Here is a 22,024-nt window from a genome sequence, read left to right as displayed (position 1 = left end):
CCCCTTTTATACCAGGGGTTAGGAATCTATTAATACAGATAAATCTATGATTCTATTCTAGCCAGCTTTACCCATCCAGTAGAGCGAAGAGCCGTAATTACTAATCATTCTAAAATTCCTCAGGTTTTATCAGACTATTTACGGATAAATATATATATCAATTCATCACAGGTTAAAAAAGAACATTGGTAGTTGAGAGAGAGCGAATTAACTTTTAATTATTTTCATTTAAATATGTTAGGAGAGACAATTAATGAAAGGCATAATTTTAGCAGGTGGTACTGGCTCTCGCCTCTTCCCCTTAACCAAAGTTACTAATAAGCATCTACTTCCTGTTGGTAAATATCCTATGATTTTTCACTCTGTCTTTAAGCTCAAACAAGCTGGGGTTAACGATATTCTCATCGTAACAGGGAAAGACCATATGGGTGACGTAGTTAATTTACTAGGTAGTGGCCGAGATATGGGCGTGTGTTTTACATATAAAGTTCAGGATGAAGCTGGAGGCATTGCCCAAGCGCTTGATTTGGCTGAGCATTTTGTTGGTGAAGATCAAATGGTAGTTATCCTAGGGGATAATGTATTTGAAGATGATATCACTCCTTATGTTCATAACTTTCAAGAACAGAAGACTGGTGCCAAAATCCTAATTCAGGAAGTTCAAGATCCTAAGAGATTCGGAGTGCCTGAGCTTCAAGGAGAACGGATTATTTCTATTGTGGAAAAACCAGAACAACCGAAGTCTAATTATGCAGTAACGGGTATTTATATGTTTGATCATAAAGTATTCGATATCGTTAAAACCCTAAAGCCTTCTAACCGAGGCGAATTAGAAATCACAGATGTTAATAATGCATATATTAATCGTAGTGAACTGTCATTTGATATTCTTCAAGGTTGGTGGACGGATGCAGGGACACATTCCTCATTAGCACGGGCCAACGAGTTATCGCAGGAATTGAATTTTGGAGATGCATTCGGCAAATTAAAACTATAAGAATAGGGAGGAACACTACTTTATGAAAGTCACTCCTCTTAAATTAAAAGGTGCGAGTATATTAGAGCCTAATATCCATGGAGATAGCCGTGGTTTTTTTATGGAAAGCTACAACGAACAAATCATGTATGGATTCGGTATTAATAATCATTTCATTCAAGATAACCAGTCTTTATCAGCAGAAGTTGGAGTACTTCGTGGCCTCCATTATCAATTAAATCCAAAAGCCCAAACGAAATTAATTCGGGTACTTTCCGGCGTTATCTACGATGTTATTGTTGATATCCGTCGTAATTCGCCAACATTCGGTCAATGGGTTGGTGTTATTTTAAGCGAGTATAATAAACGACAGTTGCTTGTACCAAAAGGTTTTGCTCACGGCTTCTGTACCTTAGTTCCAAACTCACAAGTGTTGTATAAAGTGGACGAATATTATTCCCCTGAGAATGATCGCGGCGTATTATGGAATGATCCAGCTTTAGGTATAGATTGGCCTGTTTCGGCCCCGGTACTTTCGGATAAAGATCAGCGTCATCCATTATTTAAGGATGCTGAACTGAACTTTGATTTATAGCAGAAGGTAATATCATTTATTGATTGAAAAGGTGGGCTTTCAAATGAAACTGTTAGTTACCGGCGGAGCCGGCTTTATAGGCAGCAACTTTGTAATATACATGCTGCAGCAGCATCCAGAATACCAAATTGTTAACGTAGATGCATTAACATATGCAGGGAATTTAGAGAACTTGAAATCCATTGAGAGCAATCTCAATTATAGTTTCGTAAAAGCAGATATCACCGATGCAACGGCCATAGATTCTCTGATGAGCCAAGGTATTGATGTAGTGGTCAACTTTGCGGCTGAATCTCATGTGGACCGGAGTATTTTGGAGCCTGAGGTATTTGTAAAGACGAATGTACTGGGTACGCAAGTCCTGTTGGATGCGTCGAAGAAGTATAATGTGACCAAGTTTGTTCAGGTATCTACCGATGAGGTATATGGATCATTGGGAGCTACGGGTCTATTTACTGAAGAAACCCCGCTGACTCCGAACAGTCCTTATTCCGCTAGTAAAGCGGGTGGGGATCTACTTGTACGTGCATACCATGAAACGTTTGGACTGCCGGTTAATATCACTCGCTGCTCTAACAATTACGGTCCTTACCAATTCCCTGAAAAATTGATTCCGCTTATGATTTCCCGTGCTCTGGCGGATCAGGCTCTGCCGGTGTATGGCGATGGAATGAACATTCGGGATTGGTTATATGTTGAGGATCACTGCAGCGCTATTGACCTGGTTATTCATGAGGGTGTAAATGGTGAAGTCTATAACATTGGTGGAAACAATGAACGAACCAATGTGCACATCGTGAATACTGTTCTACAGGAACTGAGCAAACCGGATTCACTAATTACTTATGTCCAGGATCGTCCTGGTCATGATCGCCGGTACGGCATAGATCCAACCAAAATCACAAAAGAGTTAGGTTGGAAACCGAAGCATACCTTCGAGACAGGGATAAAAGAGACGATTCAGTGGTATCTGAATAATAAAGATTGGTGGGCGCGGATCCAGTCAGGCGAATATCAGAAATACGCTGAGCTGCAGTATGGTAGTCGTCTAGGGGACTCCTTATAATGCCAAAGATGAAGATACTCGTTACAGGTTCAGCCGGACAGTTAGGGCAGGATGTTGTTTTACTTCTGCAACAGGAAGGCCATGAGGTGCTTGGCTGCGATCGTCAAGAGATGGATATAACCAATCTGGATCAGTGCGTAGACATTATTGGTGGATTTGCTCCTGATGCTGTTATTCATTGCGCTGCCCATACAGCGGTAGATGCGGCCGAAAGCGACATTGATGCGGCGTATCTAATTAATGCTACAGGAACTCGGAACGTTGCGCTTGCTGCCGAAAAGGTAGGATCGAAGCTAGTTTACATCAGTACAGATTATGTTTTTGACGGGATGGGAACTGAAGCCTACCATGAGTATGATAACACCGATCCGAAGAGTATATACGGTAAGTCAAAACGAGCCGGGGAGATATTGGCACAAAGCCTATCATCCAAGTATTTTATCGTCCGCACATCTTGGGTGTATGGAAAGTATGGCAACAACTTTGTAAAGACGATGCTGAAGCTTGGTCAGGAAAAACCACTGCTTCAAGTTGTAGATGACCAAAAAGGCTCACCGACCTATACAGTGGATTTAGCACATTTCCTTTTGGAACTCATTCAGACCGAGAAATACGGTGTCTACCATGCTTCCAACAGTGGAGCCTGTACTTGGTACGAATTTACGGGGGCTATTTTTGCAGAGGCAGAGGATATTCTGGGTTTGAACTTCACAGCCAAGCTTGAGCCTTGTGATACAGAGCAGTTTCCTAGGCCTGCTCCACGTCCGCGGAACTCAGTAATGGAGCATTTGTCTATTCGGACGAACGGGTTTCAGGATATCCGCCATTGGCGTGAGGGCTTACGGGATTTTTTGTTGGAGCTAAAGGAATAAAACTTAATCTGTACTCTCGAATCGTGAATAACGGTACGGGAGTTTTTTTCTCTATTCTGTATAATAGAGCTATAAGTTAAGTTGTGTTCTATTATTGAAACTATGAATTCGAGGAATATATATGAAAAACAAAACCGTTAGTATACATATAGTTACCTATAACAGTGCGGAGGATATCATTGAATGCCTAACCGCAGTCCTAGAGCAGGATTACCCTATAGAGCAAGTCATAGTTATTGATAATGCTTCATCGGATGGATGTGCGGAGAAAGTAAGAGCATTTTATAGTCTATGTGATTCGGGTTCGGATAACTCTCGTTTCGTTCTTATCCAAAACCAAACCAACACCGGCTTCGCCCCTGCCCACAACCAGGCTATTTCCGTTACTCAAACAGACTATGTTCTAGTTCTTAATCCAGATTTATCTATCGCTCCCGACTATGTATCAAGACTGGTAGCAAGGATGGAGGCAAACCCACAAATAGGCAGTACTACAGGGAAGCTTTTACTGAGGGCAGATCATCAAATCGTAGACAGTACAGGACTGAGAATGAACAGATCTCGTAGGGCATTTGATCGTGGAGCTGGAGAGCCCTCTGATCAATGGAGAGAGTCAGGTCCAGTATTTGGCGTATCCGGAGCAGCCGCAATGTACTCCCGGCGTATGATTAACGATATCAGTGTCGATGGAGAGTTTTTTGATGGTGACTTTTTTGCTTATAAAGAGGATGTGGATGTGGCTTGGCGAGCGCAACTACTGGGATGGCAGGGATTTTATGATGCGGAAGCTGTCGGGTACCATGAGCGTGGATGGAAAGTGTCAGGTCGAGATAGTAAGCCTATGTTCATTCGTCGAATTTCATATATTAATAGATATAAGATGATATATAAAAATGAGAAGTTACGAACCTTATTCATGACGTTAATCGTATCAATACCTTATGAAATTGCTGCACACGGCTATATGCTACTTAAGGAACCGGGATTAATCAAAGCGTGGAAATCATTTTTCTATCAAATCCCGGAGCTTAAAAGAAAACGGAAATATATACAAGGAAGAGCAGGGCATGCCGTGACAGATTCGGACAGTCGTAAGTTATAGTATTTTTCCTCCCATTGAGTTGATATCTGGTAAACTCCCCCTTTAAAGGGCGCTCCTCTCAGGGGGAGTTTGTGTTATAATTATTGTCGATAGATTACTATTTTTGTCAGGAGAGTAATGCAGTGAATGTAGATGTCAGCATAATTATCGTCAATTACAACACATGCCGCCTGACGATGGATTGCTTAAGGTCGGTATATGACTCGGATACGAATTACTCCTATGAGATTATTCTAATAGATAATAACTCCCGAGATGAATCGGTAGAGATGATCAGCACAGAGTATCCAGGTGTACTATTAATTGCCAACGAAGAGAATACCGGATTTGCCCGTGCCAATAATCAGGGGATACTGATTGCCTCCGGACGTTATGTTCTTCTGCTGAATTCGGATACGGTAGTGCAGAAGGATACCCTCGAGACAATGGTTGCCTTAATGGACGCAAGGCCGGATCTTGGAGCTTCTGGTTGTAAAATTATTTTGCCGGACGGGTCGCTGGATAAAGCGTGTAAAAGAGGTTTTCCTACGCCGGCGGCTTCGTTTTATTATGCCTTTGGATTCAGCCGACTTTTCCCGGATCGTCCGAGGTTCAATGGTTACCAGTTGGGCTATCTAGATCCCGATAAGGATTACCCTGTAGATTGTCTGGTGGGTGCGTTCATGCTGCTCCGGCGGGAGACGATCGAACAGGTAGGTGGGCTGGATGAGGATTTCTTCATGTACGGTGAGGACTTGGATTGGTGCTTCCGCATTAAGGAGGCCGGCTGGGGCATTTATTATTATCCGCAGACGACCATAATTCATTTGAAGGGTGGCAGCGCCAGACGCAGACCGTTCAAGATCGTTTACGAGTTCCATAGAGCAATGATTTTATTTCACCGCAAGCATTATAGTAAGCAGTACAACAGTATGATAAATGGAGCAGTATATGCAGGGGTTGGAGTAAAGTTTGCGATCTCCCTTTTGCGTAATGCATTAACCTTTCCAAGACAAGTACCTCTTCCGTCACAGAGCCTTTCTACTATCGGGCAAGCCGATTCCCGGAATGAATCAAACGCAGGGGTGAGATTATGATTCGCCGTAATCAAAGGTTTTTAACACAGATCTATATGGTTGCAGACTTTGTAGTCATCCAGATGTCCTTTCTGGCAGCCTGGTGGCTCAAGTTCAAGAGCGGTTGGATGCATTTTGTGAATCCGCTGCCCGTAGAGTCTTACGCTTATTGGAGTCTTATATATGGCGGCATTTCAGTGCTGATTGGTATTGTCTTGTCCCTTTATTTACCCAAGCGTAAGAAACGTTTTGTTGATGAATTTTTAAAGATTTTTCAAGTGCACATTATGTCTATCTTTTTCCTGCTGGGCCTGATGTTTTTTGTAAAAGAAATAGATATATCTCGGGCTTATTTAGCCCTTTATATGGGATTCTTACTGCTGTCGATTATGCTATATCGATATGTGGTGAAGACCATGCTCAAATCCTTGCGTGAAAAAGGCTTCAACCGCCAATATGTGCTCATTCTGGGTGCAGGTACACTGGGCAAAAGATTCTATAATAATCTGGAGCAGTATCCTGAATTGGGATATGAAGCAATAGGTTTTCTGGATGATTACCTTACTTGGGACGGGATTGAAGAGCAACGCTATAAGCCGATTCTGGGAACAGTCGATCAGTTGTCCGGGATGCTCGAGATGCTGCCTGTGGATGAAGTTATATTAGCTCTTCCGCTGGATGCCCATTCCAAGTACCCATCCATTATTGCTGCCTGTGAAAAGGCTGGAGTACGTACACTAATTATTCCGGATTTCTTCGATTATCTGCCGGCTAGACCCTACTTTGATAACTTTGCGGGCATGCCTATGATTAATGTGCGTGATATTCCGCTTGATATGGCAGGCAACAAGATGGCCAAGCGGGTATTCGATATTGTATTCTCCCTGTTCGCTATTATTATGATGTCTCCGGTAATGTTATTTGTTGCTTTGGGGGTGCGTTTGACCTCGGCTGGAGCGGTTATTTTTAAGCAGGAACGAGTCGGTTTGAATCGGCGTCCGTTCATGATGTACAAGTTCCGCTCTATGAAGATGCAGCAGGACGGTGAGGAGGATACAGGCTGGAGCACGCCGGAGGATCCTCGCAGAACCCGGTTCGGTACCTTCATACGTAAGACTAGTCTGGATGAGCTGCCGCAGTTCTTTAATGTCTTGATGGGGCAAATGAGCGTTGTAGGCCCTCGTCCGGAGCGTCCTTATTATGTTCAGCAGTTCCGAGGTGAAATTCCGAAGTATATGGTTAAGCATCATGTTCGTCCCGGCATTACAGGCTGGGCTCAGAGCAACGGGCTTCGAGGTGACACCTCTATTGAAGATCGGATTAAGCATGACATTTTCTATATTGAGAATTGGTCGCTGCTGTTCGACATTCGCATTATCTTCAAAACGATCCGTAATGGTATTAAGAATACCAACGCCTATTAATTCTTTATCGTACATTGTGGCCTGACTTTGGTTAAAAGATCCCCGTTTTGCCTTTGGCAGAACGGGGTATTGTTTTCTTAACTAACCTTAGAAAAGGAAACCATCCCACTATGAATGAGAAAAGATTAATCCCATCCATTATTATTGCTGCATCACTTGTGGTATTACTAATGATCTCACTCGGAAATCAAGAAGAGGTATCTGGAACTGACTTTCCGGAATATCGCATTGTAGCGCATGCTATGGGCGGTATTAACGAACTGCCATATACCAATACCTTTGAAGCGTTTATAGCTAATTATGAGCAGGGCACTCGTTTATTTGAAACCGACTTACTATTGACGGGTGACGGGAAGCTGGTTGCGCGTCATGAGTGGACTACCCATATGAGTGAGATGCTCGACAGCTGGAGGTTCTACCTGCAAGTAAGCAGGGAGTGGTACTGAATTATCGTGAATTCATGAATACTCCGATACAAAGGATGTACTCCCCTATGGACTGGGGAGATGATCCTTGATCTGCTGCAGCACTACCCCGATGCTTATATTGTGACAGATACGAAAGAAGCGGACCCGGTTCGGATGATCAAGGAATTTGAAATTCTGACGGATGCAGCGGGTCGACGTGATCCTGCATTGCTGGAGCGTATCATTCCGCAGATTTACAGCCGTTCTATGCTGGCGCAGATCAATGAGATCCACCCTTTTTCTCATGTTATATATACTCTTTATGAATCCCAGGACAGCGATCAACAGGTGGTTGATTTTGTGAAGGAAAGTGGAGTCGATGTATCCATGCCGGAAAACAGGGCCACCAGAAAATTTGTGAAGGCTCTTAAAAATTCGGGAGCACGGGTATATGTCCATACCATCAATGATGTGCAGCAGATACAGAAGTTGTCCCGGATGGGGGTGGACGGCTTTTATACTGATTTTATAGCAGAAAATGATTTAACACCTGTCCATAGATAGTGGGAAAAATGCGAAAAAATGTTCGCATTTTTTTCTGTCTGCAAATTGACAGGTATGCAATGCTAGCATAGACTAGATCTATATCTTTTGCGGTGGCAGAAGACGTTTTGTCCAAATATAAGAATCTATATGTTCCACATTATAAATTATCATTCTATTTTGGCTCAACACTAAAATCAGTTCTTGACAGGTGACGAGAAAGACAGAAATCCATTACGCCCAATAGAGGGGTTTTCTCCCTCTATTTCTGCACTCTGCACCCCGTTTGGGCAATTAGAGGAAATTTCGCCCGCTAATTTTGAAGATATACCTCTTTGGGACGGTATGGGAAAGATTATAGGGATATTTTCCCTTTAATCTCATATTCATGGCGTTTCGGTCGGTATTAGCGGGCATTTTCCCCTCTAATTCACCGAAGGACTGGTCCGCAACCCGGATTCGGCTACCTGTAAGACGTAGTTGCCCCAAACCCGGTGAAACATCAGGCGAAGTTAAATCGAAATCGTTCCCGGCACAGTGACGTAAACGGAAAATCAAGCACTCATTTCGAGAAAGAGCATCTATTTTTACGAGAAACGTCTATCGTCCATAAAAACGATGAAGTCGTTTCTTCTTATGCCCATATGAATAATAAGGATGGAAAAGAATGCAATCAATTCAACAAATGATCAAGCCTTGGCGGCATGTGTTCAAGCTGGATCCCGATCGGTTAATTAGTGACGAAGATCTGGAGTCTGTCTGCTTGTCGGGCAGTGATGCCATCCTAATAGGAGGCTCTACAGGAGTAACCTATGAGAATACCGTGGATCTTCTAACCAGAGTGCGGCAATTTTCTCTTCCTTGTGCTCTTGAGGTTTCCCATTTGGAAGCCGTCGTGCCGGGGTTTGATTTTTATATGATTCCTATGGTGCTTAATTCACCCGAACCGGCTTGGATACTTGGCCACCATCGACAGGCCATTGAGCGGTACGGAAGTTTCATTCCATGGGAAATGCTGCTGACAGAAGGTTATATTGTGCTGAATGAAGATTCATCTGTGGCGCGTCTGACTAGCGCGGAGACTGAACTTACCGCAGAAGCAGCCGCAGCTTACGCACAAATAGCAGATAAGCTAATGAAGCTGCCGATTGTTTATCTGGAGTACAGCGGCAGGTTTGGAGATATGGATACGGTGCAGACGGTCCGCGAGAACGTGGAACACAGCCAGCTTTTCTATGGAGGCGGCATAACCAGTGAAGCAGAAGCGGCGAAGGCTGCAGCCCTGTGCGACACCGTTGTAGTGGGCAATATCATCTACCGTGATGTAGAGCAGGCACTGCGTACAGTGGCGGCTGTCAAGATGACGAAACGCCTTACTTATTTGTAGTAGTTTTATGAAGAGCCACTTAGTGGATTAATTTACATCTGGAAAGGAGCATGTCCTACATGCAACCTGTTAATATACAAGAAGCCGTTAGTCGTCTGAATCCCCCTCAGCGGCAGGCGGTAGAAATCACCGAGAATCCTCTGCTGATTATGGCTGGAGCGGGCAGTGGGAAGACACGGGTTCTTACACACCGCATAGCTTCGTTGATTGCAACCCGCAAGGCCCCGCCTTGGGCGATTTTAGCCATAACCTTTACCAATAAAGCCGCAAGAGAAATGCAGGAGCGGGTATCCAAGTTGGTTGGACCCGAGGGCCGGGATATTTGGGTATCCACGTTTCACTCCATGTGCGTGCGTATTTTGCGGAAGGATATCGAACGTATCGGTTTTACCTCCAACTTTTCTATCCTGGATTCTACAGATCAACTATCCGTTATTCGCAATTGTATGAAGGAACTGAACATCGATACCAAAAAATTCGAGCCAAAGGCTGTACAAGCTGTAATCAGTGCATCCAAAAATGAACTCATCACCCCTGCTCAGTATGAGCAAAAGGTCGGAGATTACTTTGAAGGCCTCATCGCTAAAGTTTATAAAATGTATCAAAGACGCTTGAAAAATAACAACTCCCTTGATTTTGACGACCTTATTATGATGACCATAGAATTATTCAAAGAAGTGCCTGAGGTGCTGGATTTCTATCAAAAGAAGTTCAAGTATATCCATGTGGATGAGTATCAGGATACGAACCGGGCTCAATATATGCTCTGCAAGATGCTGGCGGATAATCACCACCGCATCTGTGTGGTAGGAGATAGCGATCAATCGATATACCGTTGGCGCGGTGCGGATATCACCAATATTCTTAATTTTGAAGAAGACTATCCGGAAGCTAAGGTTATTCTGTTGGAACAGAACTATCGCTCGACCTCCAACATATTGAATGCCGCTAACGGAGTGATTGCTCTGAATACCGGACGTAAGCCCAAGAAGCTATGGACGGATGCTGATGAGGGGCCGAAGATTAAGGTTTACCGTGCAGACTCCGAGCATGATGAAGGGTATTTTGTAACCGGAGAAATCAGCAAAAATGTAAAAGCGGGCAGTGCTTACCAAAATCATGCCATTCTTTACAGAACCAATGCCCAATCACGGGTAATCGAGGAAATCCTGATTAAATCTGATATTCCTTATCAAATTGTGGGCGGGATCAAGTTCTATGACCGTAAAGAAATTAAGGATTTACTAGCGTACTTACGCCTGCTGTCCAACCCTGATGATGATATCAGCTTAACTCGAATTATTAATGTTCCTAAGCGCGGTCTGGGCGACACAACTGTAGGTAAGTTGGCAGCTGCTGCGGGGGAGCGAGGAATCTCCATCTTCCGTGTTTTACAAACCGTTGACGATCTCGGTTTTGCCGGACGGACTCGTAACATGCTGGTTGAATTTTACGATATGATTGAAGCCCTGCATCGGATGGTGGAATTCCTGTCTGTAACCGAGCTGACCGAAAAAATCCTCGAGATGTCCCAGTACCGTCTGGAACTGCAAAATGAGAATACGCTTGAATCCCGCTCACGGCTGGAGAATATCGATGAGTTCTTATCGGTAACCATGGAGTTTGAGAAAAATAATGAGGACAAATCATTGGTGTCCTTCCTTACCGATCTGGCTCTCATTGCTGATATTGATAGTGTTAACGATGAGGAAGAACGCAGTGATGCCGTTGTACTTATGACGATGCACAGCGCGAAGGGTCTGGAGTTCCCGACCGTATTTATTGTCGGCATGGAGGAAGGTGTATTTCCGCACAGCCGTGCCTTTCAGGACAATGACGAGTTGGAAGAAGAACGCCGTCTCGCCTATGTAGGGATTACCCGGGCCGAGAAACAGCTGTTCCTCTCTTGTGCACGGATGCGTACACTGTTCGGACGGACAACGGCGAATGCGCCATCCCGCTTCCTGGAAGAGATTCCGGAAGAACTGAAAGAAGACACTGTCATGAACTCCGATCGCTTCCGGCGCGGAGGAACTGAAGTGGGCGGCGCCTATGGCGGACGTGGCTTTGGAGGCGGAAGCCGCGGCAACTTTGGCGGAGGGAGCACTTCTGCTGCCACACGAAGCGGAGCAGGTTCCTCTGGAGGTACCGGACCTCTTGCAGCAGGCCAGAACCGCGTGGTTGTTACCACCGGAGGACCTCAGCGTACTACGGGAACCGGAGCTACTGCGTCATCCGGAGGTTTTAATGCGGGTGATAAGGTGTCTCACGGCAAGTGGGGCGTCGGCACGGTGGTGTCTGTCAAAGGCAGCGGCAACGATACTGAGCTGCAGATTGCTTTTCCAGCGCCGGTGGGCATAAAGCGCTTATTAGCAGGGTTTGCACCGATTACCAAAGTGGAATAGCGGCAAATGGGGTTAACCGCCTCACTTTTGGAACACGCTAAGGATAGGAATATATGGACGGAGGGTGTCCCTGAATGGACCAGATGCACAAATGGGTAGCTGAATTAAATAAATATAATTATCACTATTACACACTGGATACGCCGTTAGTTAGTGATAAAGAATACGATGCTATATATGATAAGCTTGTTGCCCTAGAGGCGGAGACGGGCACAGTCTTACCGGATTCTCCTACGCAGCGGGTGGGGGGCGAATTACTCAAGGGCTTCACCCCTCACCGTCATTTGGCGCCACTGTGGAGTCTGGATAAAGCACAGAATATCGAACAGCTTCGGAGCTGGAATGTCCGTGTTCATCGACTCGTGAATGAATATAACACCAGAAATCCGGAGAATCCGCTGCCCGCTCCATGTTATGCAGTTGAACTGAAATTTGACGGGTTAACCCTGAACTTGACCTATCGGGCCGGTGTTCTTGTCCAGGCGGCGACCCGGGGTAACGGTGCCACAGGTGAAGGTATCCTAGCCCAAGTAAAAACGATCAAATCTGTTCCCCTAACGATTCCGTTTGAAGACGGTGTGATTGAGGTGCAGGGGGAGGGGATTATGAACCTGTCTGTTTTGGCAGATTATAATACCCGAGCGGCTGAACCGCTTAAGAATGCGCGTAATGGTGCCGCCGGTGCGCTTCGCAACCTTAATCCAAAGACAACGGCTAGCCGCCGTCTCAATGCATTCTTCTATAATATAGGGTACGCGGAAGGCGTGGAGTTTGCCGACCACCAGGAAATGATGGATTTTCTACGGAACAACCGGTTTAAGGTGAATCCATACCTCACGTATTTCAGTAATTTTGACGATGTTACCGAGCAGCTTGCGGAGATCGAAGAAAGCCGTTCCGGATTGGATTATCTGATTGACGGGGCCGTTATCAAGATTACGGATTTCCGTACAAGGGAAGCTTTGGGTTACACGGATAAGTTCCCTCGCTGGGCTGTAGCCTATAAGTTCGAAGCGGAAGAAACGACGACTATATTGGAGTCTGTCAGTTGGAATGTAGGACGTACAGGTAAAGTCACTCCGCTTGCACGAGTGGAGGCTGTAGAGCTTGCCGGAGTTACGGTACAGAACTGCACACTGAACAATGTCGGGGATATTGAGCGTAAAAACTTAAAACATGCACTGGGTACGCGTGTCTTCATTCGGCGTTCCAATGATGTAATCCCTGAAATCCTAGGCAAGGTAACGGAAGAGAGTGATGGCGAAGAAATCATCTTCCCGGAGAATTGTCCTTCCTGCGGATTCCCGTTGGAGATGCGCGGTGCGCACCTCTTCTGCAATAATAAGCTGGATTGTAAGCCGCAAATTATCAGTCGAATTACGCATTTTGCCTCACGGGATGCTATGGATATTGAGACCTTCAGTGAGAAGACGGCCGGACAGCTTCATGAAGAACTTAATGTGCGTGAACCAGCTGACCTCTATGAGTTGACCTTTGAGCAGTTGTTGAAGCTTGACCGCTTCGGCGACAAGAAAGCCAGCAACTTGATTCAGGCGCTGGAAGACAGTAAAGGCCGCGATCTGGCTTCATTCCTCTATGCTCTGGGTATTCCGAATACCGGGAAAGCAACGACTAGGATGTTGGCTGAGCATTTCCGTGACCTTACTGCTGTAATGGAAGCCAGTGCCGAAGAACTGACTGGATTACCGGATATCGGAGGTATTGTTGCGGAGAGCATCGTTAGCTATTTCAAGGATCCTTTTGTGGTCACCGCGATTAACCGTATGCTGGCACTCGGAGTAGAGGCTAAGGCCCCGGAAGCTCCGCGTCCGGTAAGCACAAATTCCTTTTTTAGCGGGAAGACTGTAGTCCTTACGGGTACATTACACAAGCTCACACGCGATGAAGCGGCCGAACGTCTGGAAGCATTGGGGGCAAAAGTGAGCGGAAGTGTCTCCAAGAAAACGGATCTTGTGATCGCCGGAGAGAAGGCGGGAAGCAAGCTGGCCAAAGCACAGCAGTTGGGCATTCAAGTGATCGAAGATGAAGATGAACTGCTCCGCCTGTTGGAAAGTTAGAGAATAAGAAGCGAAACTTTCATATATCACCATATAATGTCCCGGTTCCATTTCGTTTAGCAGCGAAGGGAGCCGGGATGTTTTGCGTTTTGAAAATTTAATACAAACCACGGCTTGTTTTGATCATTCGTTAACCTTTGAGAGGTAAGCTTGATTAGATCTCGACAATAAGGAAAGGGGAATGAAATTGAATACATTCATGAAAAGTATGGTTGTTGGCGGAATTGTTGTAGCCGTTGTATCAAGTACTACCCTTGTTGGAGCAGCACAGAATCCGAAAAAGGAAGTAATTCCTGCTAAAGCTCAGTCCAAAAACCTTATCGTACTGATCGGAGATGGAATGGGTCCTGCTCAAGTTTCCGCCGCCCGTTACTACCAGCAGTATACGAAGGGGATCAGTCACCTTAATATTGACCCTTATTATGTAGGGCAATCTACTACATATGCAGATCGCGGTGAGGACGGAGGCAAAATTGTTTCAGGAATTGTTACGGATTCCGCTTCTGCAGGAACGGCTTTTGCAACAGGCCATAAAACATACAACGCGGGGATCAGCGTCTCCAACGAAGACGTATCGAAACCCTTTGCTTCTATTATTGAGGCGGCTGAGGTTACCGGAAAAGCTACCGGACTTGTTACAACAGCCCGAATCACTCATGCAACCCCCGCCGTCTATGCTTCCCATGTACGCAGCCGGGATAATGAGTCTGCTATTGCCTCGCAATATCTGGATAGCGGTGTCGATGTCCTGTTAGGCGGAGGCAAGCAGTTTTTTGTAACGAAAGAGGAAAAGGGTAAACGTACGGATAAAAACATCCTTGCGGACTTCCAAGCCAAGGGCTATACCCTGGTCGAAAATACAGCGAGCCTGAACGCTCTTCCATCCCAAACTACCAAAGTGCTCGGTTTGTTCGGCAGCTCTCACGTCGCTTATGTTCCTGACCGCACCTCGGATATTCCAAGTTTGGCCGCTATGACCTCCAAAGCGCTAAACATCCTCTCGAAAGATAAAGACGGCTTTGTGATGATGATTGAGGGTGGCCGTATCGACCATTCCGGGCATGCCAACGATTTGCCGACATTGGTACAGGAAGTACTGGATTTCGATGCCGCATTTAAAACAGCGATTGAATATGCCAAAAAAGATGGCAACACATCCGTTGTCGTCACCGCAGACCACGAAACGGGCGGACTTTCCCTGTCCCGAGATAACATTTACGAGATCAATATCGACCTTTGGGATAAGCAAAAGCACTCTTCCGAAAGTTTAGCAGCTGCACTAGAAGCCGCAAAAACGCCGGAGGAAATCCGCAGTATCGTAACCGCAAATACTTGGATCACTGATCTGTCGGATGAAGAGGTTAAGCAGATTATGGCTGGGGACGGCTCCTCCTATAAACGTGAGGGAGCATACAATGCGGTAATCTCGAAGCGTCTGCTGGTAGGTTGGTCCGGTCATGGACATTCGGCGGTTGATGTAGGTGTGTGGGCGTACGGGCCAATAGCCGATAAGATCAAAGGCCAAGTAGACAACACACAAATTGCTACTGTCGGAGCCAGTGTTATTGGGGTTGACCTCGCCAAAAGATCTACAGAGCTGCAATCGAAATATGTATATCCTAAATTTAAAATCAACCGCGAGAATGTGGTGCTTTATCCTGCTGAAGCATTAGTAACTGCATTAGGCGGTACCTACAAGGGAAATACCTCAGCAGCGAACCTTACGGTAGGAAAAAACATCGTCAGTGTGAACTTGACTGCGCAAACCGCTGCCTTTAATGGTGCGGCTGCTTCCTACATCGTGGACATCGATAATGGCAAATTGTATTTGCCGCTTGCCGCATTTAGCCAATTGACGGGTAAAACGCTGGTTTGGGATGCGTTGTCCGAACGGATTATACTGCGCTAGGGGGTAATGTCTTGCTGCAAATTCGCGGTCTGGAGAAACAGTTTAGAGTCGACGGCCGCGCCGTCCCGATTCTGAATATTCCTGAATGGTCCATCGCAAAGGGTGAGAAGGTAGCAATAACGGGACCCAGCGGCTCCGGCAAAAGCACCCTGCTTCACTTGATCAGCGGGATCCTGCGGCCGGATAGAGGAGAGATAAACTTAAATGAAACTCCCCTGCACAAGCTGAAAGAGGTGGAGCTGGATAAACTTCGGGCTACCCAAATCGGTTATGTGCTGCAGGATTTTCATCTTATCCCCTCACTTACTGTAGAACAAAATGTAGAAATCGCCCTGAAATGGCGTTTGTCAGCTAAACAAAAAAAGGATTTGATCGGGGGTTGGTTAGAGAAGGTGGGGCTGCAGAATCGCAGCACCCACCTTCCTTCCCAGTTATCCCGTGGTCAGCAGCAGCGCGTAGCCATTGTACGCGCTCTTGTTAATGATCCGCCACTTGTATTAGCAGATGAGCCTACCGGGAGCTTGGATTGGGAAACTGCGGATGGAATCTCGGAGCTTTTGTTGAATTTAAGTGCTTCAGAAAGGCAGACCTTAATCGTTGTAACCCATGATTTGAATATGGCACGGCGGTTTCCCGTCTGCCTTGATATTTACGATGTGAATCGTATTCGTGAATCCAATAATGTTAGGCAGGCAGGAGTAAGTGGTAAGCAGGAGGCGAGCATGGCATGAGTCTTTTTAAATTTACGCTCCGCAATGTTCTGCACCGGCGGTTTTTATCCTTGCTCACCATCAGCGCAGTTGCGGTTACCGTTGCTTTTATCTTATTGGGTTCACTGGCCCAAGACAGCGTGGAACAGGGGGCCGAGAAGGGTTACGGTCCATTCGATCTCGTCATCGGCGCCGAGGGGAGTGAAACCCAGCTTGTCTTGAACGCGTTCTATCATATCGGAGCTCCCACAGGTAATATTCCTCTGACAGTTCTGGAGCAAGCCAAGGCAGATAGCGGGGTGGATAAGGCCTATGCTATGACGACTGGCGATAACTACGATGGATTTCCGGTAGTTGGCATAGATCCCGAATACTTCTTAACTCGATATGGCGACCGAAATCTTGAGCAGGGCTCTATTTTTCGAAATACGGGTGAAGCTTTAGTCGGTTCTTACGTAGCTTCATCGCTAGGGCTTCACGTTGGAGATACCTTCACCGGAGCGCACGGTCTTGTACAGGAAGAGGAGCATGCAGATGAACACGGTGTTGCTGAAGACCATGAGGCTGAGGAAGAAGAGCATGGACATGCAAGCTTCACATACACGATTGTTGGCATTCTGCCTCATCTGAACACACCGGATGATCGGGCCATTTTTACGACAGTGGACTATGCTTGGGCGGTACATGGTTTAGAGGATAAGGACAAAGAGATAACTGCTATATTGGTGAAGCCTGGTAGTCTGCTTGGGGCACATGATTTAAAAGAAACCTTAGATGGGTCCAATGGAGTTCAAGCTGCTTACACAAGTAAGGCCGTATCCGATGTAGTAAATGCTGTGGATCAAGGCTCGCGTCTGGTGGGTGTATTGACCTCGTTGTGTGTCGTATTAGCTGCAATTTCTATTATTTTGTCCTTGATTGCTGCGGTAGGCGAGCGAACCAAGGATGCAGGTTTATTGCGTCTTCTGGGTAAATCTAGAGGTTATGTATGGATGACGTTGACCGGTGAGGGTCTGTTGATTACGACAACCGGACTGGTAATGGGTCTGCTGCTAGGTCATCTGGGAGCCTATGTATTGAAGGATATTTTATTCGCTCAAGCGGGGATTCAAATCGATCCGTTTCATTTGACGGATAATCACCTGAGGATAGTGATAGGAACCTTGTTGATTGGACTCATGTCCTCTGTGGGACCCGCGTTCAGAATGTACCGGCTTAGCCCTTTAGCTCTTTTTAAATCTTAGGAGGGTTGTTCTTTTGAAAATAAGGGGAATAAGGCTGAACCTTGGGGCAGCTGTAGTGGCTGCCCTGCTCCTTCTTCAAGGATGCGGGCAGAATAAAAAGGGCGTAAACGAAGGAGAATCCTTCGCCGCCGCAATCAACTCAGTATCACCTCAGCCTTCAGCAACAGTAACGGACGATGCTCCGGACAATAAGGAAACCATACAGGATAAGGTCATAGTTGCGAGCCCCGCCTCTTCGGCGCCGCCTTCTTCGGTTCCCGAGGTGATTTCAGAACCTTCGAAGAAACCTACGGCTGTACCTTCTACTGTACCTTCAACTGCACCTTCAGCTACACCGACATTGACACCAAAGAGATCAACGGTTGCGCCGACTGTGAAGCCCACATCGTCCTCTGAACCGAAAGTGGGTGCAGTGAGCACCGCAAAGCCTAATATACAGGGTATAACAGGAATCGGATGGTTGGATTTTTTTGACGGAGAAGATCAGACGCGGCCTTCAGAACGTTTTTGGGACCTCCGTGGCAGTCAGGTTTACATTAAAGGTTTCATGGGTGAAGTGCTCTCCTTTGAGAAGAATTGGTTCCTGCTCATTCCGGAGCCGGGTGCCGAGTGTCCTTTTGATAATGGTGACGAAACGTATTGGAATAAAATTATGATCGTATTTGTTCCTGAAGACGTTAAGCTGAGATACAAATCAGGTCCATTGCAGATTACCGGTCGGTTGGACGTGGGCATTAAGATCGATGATTCCGGATACAAGACTATGTTCCGCCTATATGATGCCTCCTTTAAAGAAATCGAATAGAGATAGTAAAAAAGCTCCCGCTGACCTGAACTCAGATGGGAGCTTTTTGTTGACTTCAGATACTTCAGACTTTCTTGGCATCTGGCAGCCAAGCGTCGATATCATAACCCCGCTGTTCCCAATAGCCGATATGCTCCCCCTCAATCAGTTCGATCCGATTCAGCCATTTTACAGACTTATAAGCATACATTTTTGGGACTACCAGGCGAACAGGGCCACCGAGCTGATTTGAAATCGGCATCCCGTCATGCATCACAGCAACCATGATATCCTCCATACGTGCCTGTTCCATCGTTAAAGAATCTGTATAGACGCCGTCCCCCGAATACAGCTTCACAGTTGCAGCCGTTTTCTGAACACCAGCCATATCCAGCAGTGCAGCGAGAGGGATGCCTTCCCAAGTATTTTTGTAGACAGACCAGCCGGTAACGCAGTGAAAGTCACTGACCTGTACTTCACGCTTCAACTGAACGAATTGCTCCCAATTCCAGCTCAGCTTCTTGTCCACCAGACCATCCACTATAAAAGACCAATTGTCATTATTGAAAGAAGGGATGTCCGTAACCGTGTATACGCGAAAATGTCCTTCTGCACCACCGCCGATCGGAGGCGCAGACTGCGGTAGAGGTACGGGTTCGGGAAGCAGTGCATTGGCATTATCTGCCGCATAATCTTCCAGGCTTGGCGGTTTGAACGATTGCCCCACCCAGCGTGTAAATGTAGGACCGAGAGTTAGTGCCATTCCTGCTCCCACAGCCAGCTTGATGAAGCCTCGGCGCGTATAGAAAGGTTGCGGATGGGAAGGAGAGAGGGTGTCACGACCGACTAGCTTCCCTTTATTCTCTTCCATATCACTATCAGGGACAATGGATCTTTTTTGGGGCTCTTTAAGCCATTTGGTCCGGGTAATAGAGTGGTAAATGATCAAAGGAAGTCCGATCCAGGTCAGCAGGTCATGGATGAAAAGCGCTGCATTCGCTGCCCGGGGTCCAGCCATTTTGAACTGCCACAGTACTAAGCCTGACAAGATCCACCCTATAAGCAAACCCAGGACAACAAGTACATTGGCTTTTTGTGAGGTACGCCCTTTGAGGCGTTTCCAATGCTTAGCGGCGAGCAGCAAATAATAAATAACAGGAAGCAGCAACACTAATCCGATTACGATGTGCCCCCACTTCAGCCACACACGGCCTTCCCCGAGCAGTTCCCGCCAGAACCCGCCAAGCAGCATCAGACCGCTTAGAGCCAGGAACAGAACCAACCAGGCATTCCACGCATGAATGGACACCAGTTTCTTCCCGTAACCCTTGCGAATACGAGCTAGCCCTTTTTTCACCGGGATGTCCTCCCCTCAGTATGTTCGAGACGATTGTTTAACTTTTAACTAATTGTACCGCAAAAACTGTCCAATGAATAATGTTGCCGAACGTGACCACAGTCATTGATTTTTAGCAAAGAGAAAGGCATCATTAAAAAGTTCTAAATGAAGCTTAATACGAAAAAGTAGGGATGGGGAACAATCGATGAAACAAGAAGTGCAATGGAAACCATCGCGTTTTAACGCGCGAACAACAGTGGATGACGGGGGACTCATGCTGTACAACAGCTATACGGGTGCCATCGCGGCGTTTTCGCCAGAGGAGAGCAGCAGAGTTATTGAATTGCTTTCCGGACCGGATGATCCTGTTCCTGATGGGGATTGCACTTTACATAAGGATCTGCTTGAGCACGGATTTTTAGTTAGTCAGGATACGGATGAGCTGCGGCGGGCGTTATATTTACATCAGTCGATGCACCGTCAAGACAGCATGCATCTTGTGCTACTGGCTACAGAGGCCTGTAATTTCCGTTGCAATTACTGTTATGAATATTTCCCGAGAGGAACGATGAAGGGTACAGTAACATCGGGACTCGAAAAATATATAGCCGCTCAAGTATCCACCTTAAACCGTCTGACGATTAGCTGGCATGGCGGTGAACCTCTTTTAGCTCCGCAAGTAATAGAGAGGCTTTCGCATTCTTTTATCGAATCTTGTGACAGCAATGGAGTAGTTTATGGTGCAGAAATATCCACTAACGGGTACTTTTTGGATCGTGAAATGTTCGATAAACTATTGGACTGGCGCGTAGAACGTTTTATGGTTACTTTGGACGGGGATACGGAGGTACACAACCAACGTCGCGCATTGACCGGCGGAGGAGGTACTTTTAAGCGAATTGTAAACAATCTGGTTTCCTTAAAAGCAGTGGATCGTCCTTTTGAAATTAACCTGCGTGTGAACTTCGATAACAGCAACCTTGAGGCTGTAACTGAGTTTATTCCTGTTCTAAAAGATCTATTCGGGGATGACCCGCGTTTCAAAGTCTACTTCCGTCCCGTGGGATGTATGGGCGGCGAGAACGACCTGAACCTTCCGGTATGTGATGATATCACCAAGGATACGAAGATTTGGGAGTTCAACGAGCAGGCGATTGCTCAAGGATTAACGGTAAGCTCTTTTATTTCTGATATTCTTTTGCCGACAGGAGCTGTATGTTATGCGGCTAAACCGAACTCGCTGATTGTGGGTTCAGACGGCCAGTTGTACAAGTGCTCTGTAGCTATTGACCAGGAGAATAATCAGCTTGGGAGTATTAATGAAGACGGAACCCTAGATCTTGACCTGGATAAAATGGCCCTGTGGACCACCTCAGGAGAGGAAACCGACAGCAACTGTCAATCCTGCTTCTTCCGTCCTTCTTGTCAGGGCAATCATTGCCCGTTGTACCGCATGCGCACTGGAAACCGTCCATGTTCTTATGAAAAACGGCAGATCAAGCAGACACTTCGCGCCATTTGGCTGCAAGGTAAAGCTGAGGAGCAAGCTTCTATTTTGTAAAGGATTATGAAATGAAGCTCCTAGGCAAGAGCCGTATATGAGGGCTTTTAAGGAGGTGAAACAAATGAAGGTTATTCGTCCTGCAGTTCAACCTACTGCGATTACTACTGGCCGTGTCTCCAAATCGGTTCCAGGCAGCCTCAGCTAATCAGATAAAAAGGCTCATCCTTCCCTATATTGGAGAAGTGATGAGCCTTTTCTTTTGTAGAATGAAGTAGGGTATTCCCTAATCATTAATCTGCAGCGCATTCCGAAGGACAGTTTTTACTGGTGCAGGGATGTTACACAAAGTAACGGAGAGCAATTGTATCTGTAACACAAAGCAGGGGAGAGTAATCGTAACAGTACGAGGGTATGGTAGGGCATGGTAACAGTCATTTGGGGGCGTTCCCGGTGCGAGCTCTTCTTTTAAGTGTAGAAAGTGCAACTATTAACGAATATTTACCGCGCTTCGGTTGTTTAGGTGCACTTTATGCACTAGACATGCACAAATGCTGACATGAAAAATATAGTTTAAATAAATTACTAAAAATGTATAATTATGATTTGTTTTCACTACTCAATCCA

18 protein-coding genes are annotated in these 22,024 nt (G+C 46.1%); 17 read left to right on the top strand and 1 reads right to left on the bottom strand.

Translation table 11 applies throughout. The features are described from left to right. Window positions 1-253: 253 nt before the first annotated feature. From J2T20_RS25235 to J2T20_RS25160, 16 genes are all read left to right on the top strand, one after another. Window positions 254-997: a sugar phosphate nucleotidyltransferase gene (locus J2T20_RS25235; protein ID WP_307592696.1), complete on the top strand. Its 744-nt coding sequence runs from the start codon at window positions 254-256 to the stop codon at window positions 995-997. A 22-nt stretch (window positions 998-1,019) separates the two neighbouring features. Beyond that, a complete protein-coding gene (gene rfbC, locus J2T20_RS25230) occupies window positions 1,020-1,571 on the top strand; it encodes a dTDP-4-dehydrorhamnose 3,5-epimerase (RefSeq protein ID WP_307592695.1) in 552 nt (183 codons plus the stop codon). Window positions 1,572-1,614: 43 nt separating this feature from the next. Beyond that, window positions 1,615-2,637 carry a dTDP-glucose 4,6-dehydratase gene (gene rfbB, locus J2T20_RS25225; protein WP_307592693.1) on the top strand — a complete coding sequence of 341 codons (1,023 nt, stop codon included), beginning with the start codon at window positions 1,615-1,617 and terminating at the stop codon, window positions 2,635-2,637. Window positions 2,638-2,645: 8 nt separating this feature from the next. Next, a complete protein-coding gene (gene rfbD / locus J2T20_RS25220; RefSeq protein ID WP_307592697.1) occupies window positions 2,646-3,509 on the top strand; it encodes a dTDP-4-dehydrorhamnose reductase in 864 nt (287 codons plus the stop codon). A 121-nt stretch (window positions 3,510-3,630) separates the two neighbouring features. Beyond that, the gene (locus tag J2T20_RS25215; RefSeq protein WP_307592692.1) at window positions 3,631-4,611 is read left to right on the top strand and encodes a glycosyltransferase family 2 protein; all 981 of its coding nucleotides are present in this window, start codon (window positions 3,631-3,633) and stop codon (window positions 4,609-4,611) included. 176 nt (window positions 4,612-4,787) lie between these two features. After that, window positions 4,788-5,687 (top strand): glycosyltransferase family 2 protein, encoded by a 900-nt coding sequence (locus J2T20_RS25210; RefSeq protein ID WP_373457861.1) that lies wholly within the window; start codon window positions 4,788-4,790, stop codon window positions 5,685-5,687. Then, a complete protein-coding gene (locus J2T20_RS25205) occupies window positions 5,684-7,090 on the top strand; it encodes an undecaprenyl-phosphate glucose phosphotransferase (protein WP_307592689.1) in 1,407 nt (468 codons plus the stop codon). Before J2T20_RS25210 ends, J2T20_RS25205 begins: the two co-directional genes overlap by 4 nt. 110 nt (window positions 7,091-7,200) lie before the next feature. Next, a complete protein-coding gene (locus tag J2T20_RS25200; RefSeq protein WP_307592687.1) occupies window positions 7,201-7,536 on the top strand; it encodes a glycerophosphodiester phosphodiesterase family protein in 336 nt (111 codons plus the stop codon). A gap of 60 nt (window positions 7,537-7,596) precedes the next feature. Beyond that, a complete protein-coding gene (locus J2T20_RS25195; RefSeq protein ID WP_307592685.1) occupies window positions 7,597-8,061 on the top strand; it encodes a glycerophosphodiester phosphodiesterase family protein in 465 nt (154 codons plus the stop codon). Window positions 8,062-8,707: 646 nt separating this feature from the next. After that, window positions 8,708-9,427, top strand: coding sequence for a heptaprenylglyceryl phosphate synthase (locus J2T20_RS25190; protein ID WP_307592682.1), 720 nt, complete (start codon window positions 8,708-8,710; stop codon window positions 9,425-9,427). A 59-nt stretch (window positions 9,428-9,486) separates the two neighbouring features. Then, window positions 9,487-11,832 carry a DNA helicase PcrA gene (gene pcrA / locus J2T20_RS25185; RefSeq protein ID WP_307592680.1) on the top strand — a complete coding sequence of 782 codons (2,346 nt, stop codon included), beginning with the start codon at window positions 9,487-9,489 and terminating at the stop codon, window positions 11,830-11,832. Window positions 11,833-11,906: 74 nt separating this feature from the next. Next, window positions 11,907-13,910 carry an NAD-dependent DNA ligase LigA gene (gene ligA / locus J2T20_RS25180; RefSeq protein ID WP_307592678.1) on the top strand — a complete coding sequence of 668 codons (2,004 nt, stop codon included), beginning with the start codon at window positions 11,907-11,909 and terminating at the stop codon, window positions 13,908-13,910. A 181-nt stretch (window positions 13,911-14,091) separates the two neighbouring features. Beyond that, entirely contained in the window at window positions 14,092-15,819 is a 1,728-nt protein-coding gene (locus J2T20_RS25175; RefSeq protein WP_307592677.1) for an alkaline phosphatase, read from the top strand. A gap of 11 nt (window positions 15,820-15,830) precedes the next feature. Next, on the top strand, window positions 15,831-16,550 hold the full coding sequence (locus tag J2T20_RS25170) for an ABC transporter ATP-binding protein (RefSeq protein WP_307592675.1): 720 nt from the start codon (window positions 15,831-15,833) through the stop codon (window positions 16,548-16,550). Beyond that, window positions 16,547-17,773 carry an ABC transporter permease gene (locus tag J2T20_RS25165; RefSeq protein ID WP_307592674.1) on the top strand — a complete coding sequence of 409 codons (1,227 nt, stop codon included), beginning with the start codon at window positions 16,547-16,549 and terminating at the stop codon, window positions 17,771-17,773. Before J2T20_RS25170 ends, J2T20_RS25165 begins: the two co-directional genes overlap by 4 nt. A gap of 13 nt (window positions 17,774-17,786) precedes the next feature. Further along, window positions 17,787-18,578: a hypothetical protein gene (locus J2T20_RS25160; RefSeq protein ID WP_307592672.1), complete on the top strand. Its 792-nt coding sequence runs from the start codon at window positions 17,787-17,789 to the stop codon at window positions 18,576-18,578. A 64-nt stretch (window positions 18,579-18,642) separates the two neighbouring features. Here the strand turns inward: J2T20_RS25160 and J2T20_RS25155 are convergent, their stop codons facing one another. Continuing rightward, the gene (locus tag J2T20_RS25155) at window positions 18,643-19,914 is read right to left on the bottom strand and encodes a molybdopterin-dependent oxidoreductase (RefSeq protein ID WP_307592671.1); all 1,272 of its coding nucleotides are present in this window, start codon (window positions 19,912-19,914) and stop codon (window positions 18,643-18,645) included. 187 nt (window positions 19,915-20,101) lie between these two features. Between J2T20_RS25155 and J2T20_RS25150 the strand changes: the two genes are divergently transcribed. Further along, a complete protein-coding gene (locus tag J2T20_RS25150; protein WP_307592669.1) occupies window positions 20,102-21,457 on the top strand; it encodes a radical SAM/SPASM domain-containing protein in 1,356 nt (451 codons plus the stop codon). Window positions 21,458-22,024 lie beyond the last annotated feature (567 nt).

The sequence above is a fragment of the Paenibacillus wynnii genome, from assembly GCF_030812855.1.
GTDB lineage: Bacteria > Bacillota > Bacilli > Paenibacillales > Paenibacillaceae > Paenibacillus_AQ > Paenibacillus_AQ wynnii_A.
Note: the sequence above shows the minus strand (reverse complement) of the source record. Positions and strands in the feature narration are given on the sequence as shown.

What these genes read in the sequence shown, in the direction of transcription:
- pcrA (WP_307592680.1), top strand. Translation starts at nt 9,487, where the DNA reads ATGCAACCTGTTAATATACAAGAAGCCGTTAGTCGTCTGAATCCCCCT.
- J2T20_RS25190 (WP_307592682.1), top strand. Translation starts at nt 8,708, where the DNA reads ATGCAATCAATTCAACAAATGATCAAGCCTTGGCGGCATGTGTTCAAG.
- J2T20_RS25175 (WP_307592677.1), top strand. Translation starts at nt 14,092, where the DNA reads ATGAAATTGAATACATTCATGAAAAGTATGGTTGTTGGCGGAATTGTT.
- J2T20_RS25215 (WP_307592692.1), top strand. Translation starts at nt 3,631, where the DNA reads ATGAAAAACAAAACCGTTAGTATACATATAGTTACCTATAACAGTGCG.
- J2T20_RS25235 (WP_307592696.1), top strand. Translation starts at nt 254, where the DNA reads ATGAAAGGCATAATTTTAGCAGGTGGTACTGGCTCTCGCCTCTTCCCC.
- J2T20_RS25150 (WP_307592669.1), top strand. Translation starts at nt 20,102, where the DNA reads ATGAAACAAGAAGTGCAATGGAAACCATCGCGTTTTAACGCGCGAACA.
- J2T20_RS25165 (WP_307592674.1), top strand. Translation starts at nt 16,547, where the DNA reads ATGAGTCTTTTTAAATTTACGCTCCGCAATGTTCTGCACCGGCGGTTT.
- rfbC (WP_307592695.1), top strand. Translation starts at nt 1,020, where the DNA reads ATGAAAGTCACTCCTCTTAAATTAAAAGGTGCGAGTATATTAGAGCCT.
- J2T20_RS25205 (WP_307592689.1), top strand. Translation starts at nt 5,684, where the DNA reads ATGATTCGCCGTAATCAAAGGTTTTTAACACAGATCTATATGGTTGCA.
- ligA (WP_307592678.1), top strand. Translation starts at nt 11,907, where the DNA reads ATGGACCAGATGCACAAATGGGTAGCTGAATTAAATAAATATAATTAT.
- J2T20_RS25195 (WP_307592685.1), top strand. Translation starts at nt 7,597, where the DNA reads ATGATCCTTGATCTGCTGCAGCACTACCCCGATGCTTATATTGTGACA.
- rfbB (WP_307592693.1), top strand. Translation starts at nt 1,615, where the DNA reads ATGAAACTGTTAGTTACCGGCGGAGCCGGCTTTATAGGCAGCAACTTT.
- J2T20_RS25210 (WP_373457861.1), top strand. Translation starts at nt 4,788, where the DNA reads ATGGATTGCTTAAGGTCGGTATATGACTCGGATACGAATTACTCCTAT.
- J2T20_RS25200 (WP_307592687.1), top strand. Translation starts at nt 7,201, where the DNA reads ATGAATGAGAAAAGATTAATCCCATCCATTATTATTGCTGCATCACTT.
- rfbD (WP_307592697.1), top strand. Translation starts at nt 2,646, where the DNA reads ATGAAGATACTCGTTACAGGTTCAGCCGGACAGTTAGGGCAGGATGTT.